Origin of the sequence: Streptomyces sp. So13.3 (assembly GCF_005860785.2) — a bacterium.
GTDB lineage: Bacteria > Actinomycetota > Actinomycetes > Streptomycetales > Streptomycetaceae > Actinacidiphila > Actinacidiphila fildesensis.
On record NZ_CP048835.1, the window covers coordinates 1,422,724 to 1,435,669 of the forward strand.

Here is a 12,946-nt window from a genome sequence, read left to right on the forward strand (position 1 = left end):
CGCCGCGGCTCCCCCGGATCTCAGCGCCCGGCGGAGCCGGTCATCGCGGCGAGTACGGAGCTCCGGTCCTCGCCGGGCCGCTCGTCCAGCGCGGTGGCCAGCCGGCCGGACCCGTAGTGCCAGCGGTGGTCGAGGTCGGGGTGCACCCGGTCGACGAGCCGGATCTCGCTGTCGCTGCCGAGGAGCCGTTTCAGCTCTGCGGCCAGCTCGGGCCAGCCGACATGTCCGCTCACCGCGTTGGCCACACCGTGCACCGGGGTGGCCAGGCAGTCGGTGACCGCGCGCGCCAGGGCGGCGGCGTGCACCCACGGGGCGCCGTACCAGTCGTGGCCGGCGGTGCCGGGCCGCGGCAGGTCGATCGGTTCCCCGGCGAGGGCCGCCTGGTAGAGCAGCCCGGTCGCGCCCCAGCGCAGCTGGTCGCGCAACCGGTCGTGCGGACCCCAGACGATGGGCGAGCGCACGACGCTCGCCCCGCCCCGGCCGTCGGTGCCCGCCGCCCGCATGAGCAGCTGCTCGCAGTCGAGCTTCGCCTGCCCGTACGCGCTCAGCGGCTGTGCGGGCGCCGATTCCTCGGCCACCCGCGGGCCGGTGGGCCGGCCGTAGGCGTCCACGCTGCTGACGAAGACGAACGGGCCCCGGTTCCAGGCCCCCACCATCGCGGCCATCGCCGCCACGTCCACCTCGGGACGGGTGAAGGTGCAGGCGGCGTGGATCACCGCGTCCGCCCTTCCGACGGCGGCGCGCAGCCCGTCCAGGTCGGTCAGATCGCCCTCGACGACCTCCACGCCCTCCCCCGCGACCAGGTGCGCCGACTCCGGCCGGGACAGCGCCAGCACCGGCCTTCCCCGGGCGGCCAGTTCGCGCAGGACGAAGGCGCCGACACCACCGGTGCCGCCGGTCACCAGGACCGTACCCTCACGGGTCCGCCGGGCGCGGGCCGCCGGTGCGCCGGTCGCGGCGGCCAGCCGTTCCCGTTCCGTCTCCCGCGCGTCCAGCAGCGCCGCGATCGCTCGCGGAGTGCGGTGCTCCATCACGTCCAGGCCGGTCAGCGGCAGCTTGAGTCCGGTGCGCAGCCGCTCGGCGAGCTGTACGGCGATCAGCGAGTGGCCGCCGAGTACGAAGAAGTCGTCGTCAGGGCCAGGGGCGCGGCCCAGCAGCGCCGTGAACGCCACCGTCACCGCTTCGGCGCGAACGCCGCTCGGTACGGGGGCAGCCGGGGCGCCGGGCAGCCGGGCCGTGTCCAGGGTGCCGTCGGCGGTGCGGGGCATCGCGTCCAGCAGGGTCACCGCCGCCGGGACGAGTTCACGGCCGAGACCGGCCCGCAGATACGAGCGGAGTTCGACGGGCGAGGGCCCGCCGGTCCCGCGCAGGACGGCGTACGCCAGCAGCGGTCCGCCGGCCGGGTCCGGCACAGCGGCGTCGGCCACCAACGGGTGGGCGCGCAGCAGCACTTCGGCCGGATGGCCGTCAGTGGGCGGGGTTTCGGCGGCCGGGAGAACCGGCGGCCGGCCGGGCAGCCGGGACAGCCGGAGCTCCGGGTCGGCGGCGACCGCGGCCAGCAGTCCGGCGAAGTCGTCCGCCAGCCGCTCGCCCGCCGCATCGCCGAGGGCGGCCCGGCCGTACTGGACCAGGCCGGTGGGACGGTCGGTGTCGGACAGGCCGAACGACAGGTCGAACTTGGCCTCGCCGAGCGCCACGTCGACCGGTTCCGCGGCCAGACCGGGCAGCCGGAGCGCGGTGGGCTCGCCCAGCACATCGGCGGTGACCCGGACCAGCGGTGTGCCGTCGGCGTCCCGGGCGGCGGCGCCGAGCCGCTCCAGGACCAGGTCGAACGGCACGTCACGGTACTGCTGTGCCTCCAGCAGCGCGTCCCGCACCCGGTCCACCAGCGTCCCGAACTCCGGGTCGCCGGACAGATCCACCCGGATGGGCAGGGTGTTGACGCACAGCCCGACGAGGCCACGCATGGCCGAGCCCTCGCGGTGGGTGCCGGCGCAGCCGATCACCAGGTCGTCCTCGCCGGTGAAGCGGTGCAGTGCGGCGAAGGCGGCAGTAAAGGCCACGGTGAACAGCGTGGCCCGATGCCCCAGACCCAGCTCGCGCAGAGCGGGCAGCACCCGCTCGTCCAGCGGCACGTTGCGCACGGCGGCGGGCCGCTCGGTCAGGTCGGCCGCGGGCCGCGCGGGGCGGGGCAGCCGCAGTGGGACGGCACCCGACAGCCGGCGCGTCCAGTGCGCGAGCCCTTCGTCGAGCCGGCCGGCCGCCGCGTGCTCGCGGACCGCGAAGTCGGCGTACTGCGGCGGCCGTGTCAGCTCGCACGGGATCCCACCGGTGGCCGCCGCGTACAGCTCGGCCAGTTCGGCGGCGACGGTCTCCAACGACCCTCCGTCGATGCTGATGTGATGGAACGTCAGCAACACGGTGTGGTCCTGCGGCCCGTGGCGCAGCGCCAGGGCGCGCGGCAGGGGACCGGCCGCGAGGTCGAAGGGGCGGCGCGCCTCCTCGGTCAGGGCGGCCAGGCCGTCACCGACGGCGTCGATCACCGGCACGACGATCGCGTCCGGTACGGGAAGCGTCTCCTGGTACGGCTCGTCGCCGTGCTGCCCGTAGCGCGTGCGCAGGATGTCGTGGCGCTGGACGAGCGTGGTCAGCGCGCTGCCCAGGGCGGCCAGATCGAGCGGTCCGCGCAGCCGGGTGGCGAACGGCACGCTGTACAGCGAGCCGCCCTGGCCGAGCCGGTCCATCAGCCACATGCGGCGCTGGGCGTGGGACAGCGGTGTGGGCCCCTGGTCACGGGTGGTGGCGGGCGCCGGGTCGGCCGGGCGGGCGTTCTTCCGGGCGCGGGCCCGGCGCAGCAACTCCTCCTGCAGGGCGGCCGAACTGGGGTGGGTGTCAGTGGCCATCGGTGTCCTCCGGCGCGTCGGGGTGGAGATCGCTGTGGTTGGCCAGCAGGGCGCGTTCGACGAGCGCGGCGTGGCCGGCCACGGTGGGTGCGGCGAAGAAGTCGGGCAGCGACAGCGTCACTCCCAGTTCCTCGCGCAGGTCGTCCGTGACGATCAGCGCGAGGAGGGAGTGGCCGCCGTAGGCGATGAAGTCGGCGTCCGCCCGGGCCACTTCGCAGCCCAGCGCATGGCTCCACACATCGGCGACGGCCTGCTGGAGCGGGGTCAGCGGCTCCGCACGGTCCTCGGTGACGGTGACGCCGCGCAGGTCGGCGAGGGCTCGGCGGTCGACCTTGCCGGACACCGTCAGCGGGAGCCGTTCCACGAAGGTCAGCTCGTCCGGGACGAGGTGCGCGGGCAGCTGTTCGGCGAGCCGGGTCCGCAGGGTCTCGGCGCGGGGCACCGGGCCGGGCGCCGCCACCACGAACGCGGCCAGCCGGGCGTCGTCCTCGGCGGGCCGCCGTACGGTGACGGCGGCGTCGTCCACCTCCGGCTGCTCGCGCAGCAGGTGCTCGATCTCGCCCGGTTCGATCCGGAAGCCGCGCACCTTGACCTGGTCGTCGGCGCGGCCGTGGAAGTCCAGCACGCCGTCCTGACGGCACGAGACCAGATCGCCCGTGCGGTAGAGCCGGCCCAGCGACGCGTGCTCCACGAACCGCTCGGCGGTCAGTTCCGGTCGTCCCGCGTAGCCGTTCGCGAGCCGGCTGCCGCCGATCCACAGCTCACCGCGTTCCCCGTCCGCGACCGGCCGGCCCGCCGCGTCCAGCACATGGGCCGTGGCGCCCGCGCACGGGCGGCCGATCGGCACCGGGCCGTCGCAGTCCGCGTCGGTGACGCGATGGGTGGTGGCGAACGTCGTCGTCTCGGTCGGACCGTAGCCGTTGACCAGCTCCAGCCAGGGGAACGCGCGCAGCACCGCGCGGGCCTGCTGGGCGGCCATCGCCTCACCGCCCACGACGACGGTGCGGAGCACCGAGAACAGCCGGGAGCGGCGGGCTGCGAGCTGGTGGAACAGCGCGGTGGTGAAGAACGCGACGGTCACGCCGTACCGCTCGACGTGCTGCGCGAGGTCCTCGAACGACGGCCGCTCGGTGGTGCACACCACGACGGAGGCGCCGTTGGCGAGAGCCGCCCACACCTCGAAGGTCGAGGCGTCGAACGTCGTCGGCGAGTGGAACAGCACCCGGTCCCGCGCGGTGACGGTCACGTACCGCGGGTCGGCGACCAGTTCGGCGATGCCGCCGTGCGTGACGGTCACACCCTTGGGCAGGCCGGTGGAACCCGAGGTGAACAGGACGAGCGCCGTCGCGTCCGGGCCGGTGTCGGCGGCGGGTATCTCCTCGCCGGACAACAGCGGGTCCTCGGGCAGCGCCAGGGTCACTCCGGTGCCGGCCGCCGATGCCAGCAGCTTGCTGTCGCCGACGGTCAGGGTCGTCCCGGAGTCGGCGAGCATCGCCTCGATACGGGGGCGCGGGTGCGCCGGGTCGAGCGGTACGCAGGCCGCGCCCACCCACCACAGCGCGAGCTGGGTGACCAGGGTGCGGGCCGAGCGCGGCATCAGCAGCGCCACCCGGTCACCGGGGCGCACCCCGTAGGCGTGCAGGTGCGCGGCCAGACATCGGGCGGAGGTCACGAGCTGCCGGTACGTCAGTGTGGTGTCGCCGTCGACCACCGCCAGGGCGTGCGGGGTCCGTTCGGCGTGCCGGGCCACCAGGGCGGGCAGGGCGGTCACGGGGTTGTCCTTCCGGTCGTCGGAGATCTCCCGGACGTCGGAGATCTCCCGGGTGTCGGGGATCTTCCGGGTGTCGGGGATCCGCGGGGAGGAGGGCGTCATCTCAGACCACCGCCGGTGACGCGGTCGCACGGCGCTTGTCGAGTACGGCGGCCACCGCGCGGAGGTCCGGCTGGCGCAGCACCTCGGGAGCGCGCAGCCTCGTGCCCGTCTCGCGCTCGATGGCGGCCAGCAGCCGGGCCGCGATGATCGATGTGCCGCCCACCGAGGTGAAGTTGTCCTCCAGCGCGGCGTCCGGCCGGTCGAGCAGGTCGCGGACCACCCGCAGGACGAGCTGTTCGCTGTCCGTCGCGGTGCCGTCCGGAAGGGCGCTGCCGGAGGTCGCGGCGCCCGCGGCGGCCTCGGCCGTCTCACCGGCGAGCAGCGCGGCGCGGTCCACCTTTCCGTTGGCGTCCAGCGGGAAGGCCTCGACGATCCGTACGGTCGAGGGGACCGCCTGTTCGGGCAGCCAGACCCGGACCGCAGACAGCAGGGCGTCCGTGGTCGGGGCGGCGCCGGCCGACGGCAGGACGAACACCACCAGCCGGGTGCGGCCGTCGGCGGAGCGAGGCGCGGTCACGACCGCGCTGCGCACCGCCGGGTCCTGCTCGAACGCGGCCTCCACCTCGGCCGGTTCGATCCGCACACCGCTGATCTTCACCTGGTCGTCGAGCCGGCCGAGGAACTCCAACTGCCCGTCGTCCAGCATCCGCACCCGGTCCCCGGTGCGGTAGAAACGGTCCGCGCCCGGTGCGTCCAGCCCTTCGGGCGGGGCGGTGAAGCGCCGGGCGGTGAGCTCCGGGTCCAGATAGCCGATCGCCAGACAGGCGCCGCCGATGAGCAGTTCACCCGTCTCACCGCGGGCGGCGATGCGACCGTCCTGGCCCGCGACGACCACCGTGGTGCCGGGGAGCGGGGAGCCGATCGGCGGCGCGGCCGCGTCGTCCGGCTCGGCGTCGGTGGCCCGCATGGCGTGCGTGGTGGTGATGACGGTGGCCTCGGCCGGCCCGTAGGCGTTGTGAACGGTGGCGGTCACGTCCGGGCCGGGCCGGCGGCGCATCCGGTCGCCGCCGACGACGAGATGACGCAGCCGCAGACCCCGCGGCCAGGGCCGGTCCAGCACCGGCTCCGCCATGGGGGTGGCCGCGACGCAGACGGTCACCCCGGCGTCGCGCCACCAGTCCGTGAGCTCGGCCGGGTCCCAGCGGACCGCGTCGGGAGCGGGCACCAGCGCGGCACCCGAGGTCAGTCCGGCCCACAGCTCCAGTACATGCGGGTCGAACGCGACGCCGATCAGCAGGGACTGACGGTCCCCGGGGGCCAGGCCGGTCTCGGCGCGGTACCAGTCCAGCAGGGTGGCCAGGGCGGGCTCCGCCACCGCGAGCGCCTTCGGGCGGCCGGTGGAACCGGAGGTCAGGACGGCGTAGAACGCCTCCGGCGGTGCCGGGCGGGCGGCGGCCGCGGGCGGGGCGAAGGCGGCGACGACCGTGGCCGCGGCGTTCGTCCCCTCGACGGGCAGCGGCAGTTCGATCCGCTCGGCGGCCCGGTGGCCGGCCGGCAGTACGGCGGGGTCGCCCATCAGGCAGACCACCGCGACGTCCTCGGTGACCGCGCCGATGCGGCGCTCTCCGGGGCGGGGTCCCAGCGGCAGATACACCGCGCCGAGCCGGGCCAGCGCGACCGCGGTGACGGCCAGCGCGGCCGAACGGTCGAGGCAGACCCCGACGATGTCGCCGGGACGCACCCGGCCGTCGAGTGCGCGGACGAGTTCATCGGCCGCCTCGTCCAGCTGCCGGTAGCTCCAGGTGTGGCCGCCGTCGACCACTGCGGGCGCCTGCGGGGAGCGGCGTACCCAGTCCTCGTAGCGGGAGAGCACGCCGGAGGCGGCGGTCGCGGGGAGAGCCGCGCCGTGGGCCACGCTCGGCCGGGCGGTCAGCGTGTCGGTGGTCATGTCGGTGATCAGGGTGTTCGTCATCACGACTCCTTCGGCGTGGATGCGGCGGCGGACGCGGCGACGGGCGAGGGGGTGAGCAGACCCAGGGCGCGGGCCTGGTCGGCCAGGACCGGGTTGCGGAACAGCAGCCGCAGTGGCGGCCGTTCACCGAGCCGCGGTTCCAGCCAGGCCGCCAGATGCGCGGCGAGCACGGAGTGCCCGCCGATCTGGAAGAAGTGCGAGGACGCGGTGAACCGGCGGTGGCCCAGCACCTCGCTCCATCCCTCGGCGAGCAGCTCCAGCGCCGGGTCGGCGGCGAACGCGGCCGGGTCCAGGTCAGGGGCGGCCTCGTCCGCCGGAGCCGTGGGCTCCAGCGCGGCGGCCAGCCGGGCCAGGGCGACCCGGTCGGGCTTGCCGCCGGCCAGCTTCGGCATGGTGTCCAGCCGCGCCCAGCGGCCGGGGACGAGCGCGCCCGGCAGCCGGTGGCTCAGCTCGATGTGCAGCGCCTGCTCGTCCCACGGCTCCCGTTCGTCGGCGCTCTCCAGGAAGCCGACCAGCCGGGGTCCACCGGCCGCCTCACGATCGAGGACGACGGCGCAGGACCGGCCGCCGAGCACGGCGGAGGCGGCGGCCTCCACCTCCTCCAACTCGATGCGGTAGCCGCGCAGTTTGATCTGGTTGTCCCGCCGTCCGAGGAAGTGCAGCAGCCCGTCGAGGCCCCGGTAGCCGAGGTCGCCGGTGAGATAGACCCGCTCGCCGCCCAGCGCCGGGATCGTCATGAACCGTGCCGCGGTCGCTTCCGGGTTGCCGACGTAGCCCTCGGCGAGGCCTGCTCCGGCGATGGCCAGTTCACCGACCGCGCCGGCCGGCAGCGGACGGAGTGCCGTGTCCAGGACGTGGATCCGCTCGCCGGGCAGTTCGGTGCCGAGGGGGATCTCGGCGCCGTCCGCCAGGTTCTCGCGGGTGATCTCGTGCACGGTGGAGCTGATCGCCGCCTCGGTCACGCCGTAGACGTTGAGTACGGCGGCGTCGGTGTCGGCCAGGAACGAGCGCATCGCGTCGGCCGGGATGCGCTCACCGCCGAGCACCAGCAGCCGCGGCGCCCAGCGGCGGTCGCGCAGCGCGGGCCGCAACTCCTCACGCGTGGCGAGGAAGTAGCTGGTGGGCAGGTTGGCGACGGTGACCCGGGCGGCCGCCAGCAGCTCGGCCAGCTCCGCCCCGGTGGGCACTTCCCGCTCCGGTACGACCAGGCAGGCGCCGGCGTACAGCGACGGAAGGACCTCTTCGAGGGCCACGTCGAACGACGGCTGGGCGAAGAGCAGCACCCGGTCACCGGCCGCCAGCGCGAACCGGTCGGCGGCACCGGTCAGATGGTTCTCCAGCGCGGCCCTGCCCACGGCCACGGGCTTGGGGATGCCGGTGGATCCGGAGGTGTGGATGATGTACGCCGCATCGGGCACCACTGCGGCCGGGCGCGCGGCCGGGTAGGAGCCGGCGTCGAGCGCGGTCACCGGGAGGCCGGCGGGCAGCGTCACCCCGGCGGCGGCGGAGGTGAGCACGAGCGCGGGACCCAGCCGGTTCAGCAGCAGTTCCAGCCGGGATTCCGGGTCGGACGGGGAGAGCGGGCAGTACACCGCGCCGGTCCGCAGACAGGCCAGCAGGGCCACCACCGAGTCGGCGCCGCGCGGCAGCACGACGGCGACCGGCCGGCCGGCCGTCACGCCCGCCGCCAGCATCCGCCGCGCGACGGCGGCGACCTGCTCGTCGAGGTCCCCGTAGGTCAGCCGGCGGGCGCCGATCAGCAGCGCGGGCAGCGACGGGTCGTGGGCGGCGGCCGGGTCGAGCGGATCCCGGCCGGGGGACGCGGCGGGCCCGACCGGCACCGGTACGACGGCGGGTGCCGGGAGCGCGAGGTCCGCGAGCACGGTGCCGGGATTGTCGAGATAGGCGCGCAGCAGGTCCAGGAAGCGCTCGGTGAGCAGCTTCGCGGTGTCCTCGCCGAAGAGGTCGGCGTCGTAGTCCCAGACCAGGGTCATGCCGCGCGCGCCGTGCCGGGGGCTCACTCCGCGCCGGTCGTCCGGGAGCAGCACGACGTCGAGGTCGAAGCGGGTGGTGCCGGTGTTGAATCCCTCGAAGAGCGTGACGTCCAGACCAGGCACGTCGATCTCCGGCAGTGCGGCGTCGTGCGCGCTGAACATGACGCTGAACAGCGGGTTGTCCGCGCCCGAGGTGTGCAGGCCCAGCGCGCGCGTCAGCTCCTGGACCGGCACCTCCTGGTGCGGCAGGGCACGGAAGAGGGTGTCGGTCACCTCGTCCATGGTGTCCTCGGCCGGGGCCGCCGGGTCCAGGCGCAGCCGCAGCGGGATCGTGTTGACGAACATGCCCACGGCGTTCTCGAAGCCGCGCGGGCGGTTGCCGACGGCGGTGCCGACGACCATTTGTTCGCGGCCGCTGTGCCGGCGCAGCAGTTCGGCGAAGAGCCCGAGCAGCGTGGAGAACGGGGTCAGCCCGCGCTCCAGGGTGTGTGCGCGCAGCCGTTCCGTCAGGTCCGCGCCGATCGACTGGCGCAGCTGCCCGCCGTGGTGCCGGCGCCGGGCGCCGGGCCGGGCCAGACCGGGCAACGGCATGTCGAAGGAGGCGTCGCGCAGTTCGGCCGCCCAGTACTCCAGGCTCGACCGCCGCTCCGCCGTAGCCCGGTCGTCGTCCGCGTCGAGGGAGCGCACATGGTCGACGTAGGACGTGGCGGGCGGCAGGGCGGTCGGCTCACCGAGGACGTGGGCGCGGTAGACGGTGAAGACGTCGCCCAGCAGGATCGCGAAGGAGTGCCCGTCGTGGATCAGGTGGTGCTCGACATGGATGAGCCGGTGCTGGTCGTCGGCGAGCCGGGCCAGCGTCCAGCGCAGCAGCGGCGCCTCGTAGGTGTCGAGCGGGGTCTCCGCCTCCGTGCGGATCAGCCGCGCGAACGCGGCCTCCGGGTCGGCCTCCCCGGTCAGGTCCACGGTGCGCAGCCGCGGCTCGCAGAGGTCGGCGTCGCGCTGCACGGGCATCGCGCCGGGGACCGCCACGAGTTCCAGCCGCAGTCCGGGGTGGCGGTCGAGGGCCGCGGCCAGTCCGCGGCGCAGCGCCTCGGTGTCCAGCGTGCCCCACAGGTCGAGGGAGGCGGTGAAGTTGTAGGCGCGGCTGCCGGGCTGCACTTGTTCGTGCAGCCAGACGATCTCCTGCGACGGAGAGAGGGGGAGCATCGGCGATCCCTGGGGTTGTCGGGTCGGGGTCTTCGGGTGGGGGCGGAGGCACGGTCGTGCTTCCGCCCGCAGTTCACCGGCCGGTCCGCGGATCACGCGGGCCGGCCGTACTGGTTCAGGGCGTGCTGGTTCAGGGCGTGCTGGTTCGGGGCGTACTGGTTCGGGGCGTCCTGGTTCAGGGCGTCCTCAAGGCGTCGCAGCCCTACGGCGTGACGGGTGGGACCGCGTGACGTGGCGCGCCGCTTCGGCTGCGGCTGCCGCGGAGGCGAGTGCTGCTGTGGCCGTGGCTGTGGCCGTGGGTCAGCTGACGGGGACGTCGGCCCGGACGGGGGCGCGTACCGAGTCGCGGAAGGCGGCGAACCCGTCCTGGGCCGCGGCGTCGTCGAGCACCGTGCGGTCCCACACCATCCGGATGTGGAGTTCGGATCCGTGGGTGACGGAGACCGCGAACGGGGCGCGCACCTGCCGGCCGTCGATGTGGACCTCACGGCCCTCCACCCCGCCGAGCCGCAACGCGGGACGGCGCCGGGCGTCGTCCACCGTCAGCAGTCCGTCCAGCCGGCCGGACCACTGGGAACCGGCCGAGCGGGCGGCGTGCACCACTTCGTCGAAGGGGGTGTCGGCCCGGTCCAGGTCGTCCCACCACTGGGTGGCCGTCTCGTCCGGGGCGTGCGGGACGTCGACCGTCGCGGCCGGGAAGACCACGGTGTTGAGGAAGCAGCCGAGCACCGGCGGTGCGCCGGCCGGGCGGCCGCCCCACGGGTAGCCGATCGGCGGCACGTGGCCGGGCCCGTACAGCACCCGGGCCGTGGCCCGGCAGGCGTCGAGCAGGGCGGGGAACGGTACGCCGGAAGCGGGTGCGGGCAGCCGCAGTTCGGCGGCACCGGTGGGCAGGGTGCCGGGGGCGGGTGTCCGCGGCGGGAGCTGCGGGGCCCGTTCGTGCACCACGCGCAGCCGGTCGCCCCAGTACTCCAGCGCGGCGGCGGACCCCGCGCGCTGCTCGGCATCGAGCTGCAGCTGGACCGCCTCGCGGTAGGCGGCGAGTTCCGCGGCCGCTTCGGCGGGCTCAGGTCCCGCGGATCCCGGCTCGTCACGGTAGGCGGCGGTCAGTTCCTCGACGATGCGTGTGAGGGACTGACCGTCGCACGCGGTGTGGTCCAGGACGACGGCGAGCACCTCGTCCCCTGCGCCCGGCCCGTCCTGGACCAGATACAGCCGCAGCGGCGAGCCCTGCCCGGTCCAGCCGGCCAGGACCCGGCGCAGCGCGGCGGCCGCGTCCTCGCCGGGGGCGCGGACGACGTGTTCCACCGGTACGTCGGGGTCCGTCAGACGGAGCACGGGGGTGCCGCGCAGCACGTCCGGGCGGGCACGCAGCACAGGGTGCAGGGCGGCGAGCCGGTTCGCGGCCGCGCGCAGCCGCACCGGATCCACCGTTCCGCTCGGGAAGGCGAAGAACATCGGGACGATGTCGGCCCGTCCCGAGGGGTCCATGGAGCGCACGAGCACGAAGCGCCGCTGGGCTCCGGTGACGGGCAGGAGGGAGGTACCGCCGTCGTCGGCGGCAATGCGCTGGTAGCGGGCCAGGTACTGGCCCGTGATGGTTCGGGGCACGTGATCCTCTCTGACGTGGCAGGGCGGTTCGGGACGTGGACGTTTCGGGCGTGGAGGGGCCGCGGCGTGGCAGGGCCGGGCGATGGAGCTCGGGTCCGGCCGGACGCCCGGCCGGGTCAGCTGACGGAAGCGGACTCGGTACGGCCGCCCGAACCGCCGGAGCCACCCGCGACGGCGTCCTCGAGGTCGTCCGGAGCGGCCGGCAGATCACGCATCCGGCGCAGCGGGGACAGCAGCAGCCGCAGCGGTACGACGAGGAAGCCGACCGCGCAGATCCACAGGGCGGCGCGCGCCCCGAAGCCGTCGGCCACGGCTCCGCCCACCAGGGCCCCGAGTGGCAGCGTGCCCCACACCAGGAAACGCAGCGTGGCGTTCATCCGGCCCAGGAGCCGTGGCGGGCAGAGCGTCTGACGGAAGCTCACCTGGGCGACGTTGTAGACGACCGCGCCGAAGGAGACCGCACCGGAACCGACGGCGAACAGGACGGCGGCGGCTCCCCGGCCGGACAGCGGCCACAGCAGCGCGAACGGGCCGGTCACCAGGGCGGACAGCCAGATGATGCGGGCCTGGCCGAGCCTCGCGGCGAGCCTGCCGGCGCAGAGCGCACCGGCGAGCCCGCCGGCGGCGGACGCGGAGAGCATCAGACCGATGGCGGCCGGCTGCAGGCCGATCACCCGTACCAGGAAGATGGTCTGAGTGGCCATCAGCATCGCGGTGAAGAAGTTGCTGAGGCCGGTGCTGGTCGCGATGACGCGCAGCAGCCGGTGGCCGAGCACGAAGCGCAGTCCCTCACCGATCTCCTTGCGCAGTGACGCGCCCGGCACCGATTCCGGCTTGCTCTCCGGCTTGTCGATGCGCGACAGGAACAGTGCCGAGACGACGTAGCCGATCGCGTCGGCCCCGATCGCCAGATGCGCCCCGACGAGCTGCACCAGCCCGCCGCCGAGGCCGGGACCGGTGACCTGGGCGGAGGAGCGGACCGTCTCCAGCGCTCCGTTGGCCGCCATCAGCTGCTCCCTGGGCAGGAGTTCGGGCAGATAGCTCTGGTCGGCCACATCGAAGAAGACCGTCGCCGCGCCGGTGACCAGGGCGACGATGTACAGCTGCACCATCGTCAGGACGTCGGCGACCGCGGCCAGCGGGACACTCGCCATGGCGAGCGCCCGCACCATGTCGGCGCGGATCATCAGCGACCGCTTGCGCATCCGGTCGACCAGCGCCCCTGCGGGCAGGCCGATCAGCAGGAACGCGGCGGTCTCCGCGGCGGTGAGCAGCCCCACCTGGAACGCGGGCGCCTTGAGTTCGAGGACCGCCACCAGGGGCAGCGCGACCAGGGTGACCTGGGCACCGACCTGGCCGGCCGCGGCGCCGGCGAGCAGCAGACGGAAGTCGCGCATGCGTAGCGGACCGCTCGACGCGGTTCGGGGTAAAGGGGACATGTGCCAGA

6 protein-coding genes are annotated in these 12,946 nt (G+C 74.8%); all 6 read right to left on the reverse strand.

From position 1 onward, the window contains the following. Nucleotides 1–20 precede the first annotated feature (20 nt). The 6 genes from C8250_RS06720 to C8250_RS06745 all read right to left on the reverse strand — a co-directional run bounded on the left by C8250_RS06720 (nucleotide 21) and on the right by C8250_RS06745 (nucleotide 12,938). Nucleotides 21–2,903, reverse strand: a complete 2,883-nt coding sequence (locus C8250_RS06720; protein ID WP_138357234.1) for a condensation domain-containing protein — start codon at nucleotides 2,901–2,903, stop codon at nucleotides 21–23. Next, a complete protein-coding gene (locus C8250_RS06725; protein WP_138357235.1) occupies nucleotides 2,893–4,776 on the reverse strand; it encodes a non-ribosomal peptide synthetase in 1,884 nt (627 codons plus the stop codon). The genes C8250_RS06720 and C8250_RS06725 overlap by 11 nt, the downstream gene beginning before the upstream one ends. A gap of 1 nt (nucleotide 4,777) precedes the next feature. Further along, nucleotides 4,778–6,688, reverse strand: a complete 1,911-nt coding sequence (locus C8250_RS06730) for a non-ribosomal peptide synthetase (protein ID WP_232485510.1) — start codon at nucleotides 6,686–6,688, stop codon at nucleotides 4,778–4,780. Then, nucleotides 6,688–9,888 (reverse strand): non-ribosomal peptide synthetase, encoded by a 3,201-nt coding sequence (locus C8250_RS06735; RefSeq protein ID WP_138357236.1) that lies wholly within the window; start codon nucleotides 9,886–9,888, stop codon nucleotides 6,688–6,690. The genes C8250_RS06730 and C8250_RS06735 overlap by 1 nt, the downstream gene beginning before the upstream one ends. A 300-nt stretch (nucleotides 9,889–10,188) precedes the next feature. Further along, nucleotides 10,189–11,499 carry a non-ribosomal peptide synthetase gene (locus C8250_RS06740; protein ID WP_187144760.1) on the reverse strand — a complete coding sequence of 437 codons (1,311 nt, stop codon included), beginning with the start codon at nucleotides 11,497–11,499 and terminating at the stop codon, nucleotides 10,189–10,191. A gap of 116 nt (nucleotides 11,500–11,615) precedes the next feature. Next, nucleotides 11,616–12,938 (reverse strand): MFS transporter, encoded by a 1,323-nt coding sequence (locus C8250_RS06745; protein ID WP_138355452.1) that lies wholly within the window; start codon nucleotides 12,936–12,938, stop codon nucleotides 11,616–11,618. Between the last annotated feature and the right edge of the window lie 8 nt (nucleotides 12,939–12,946).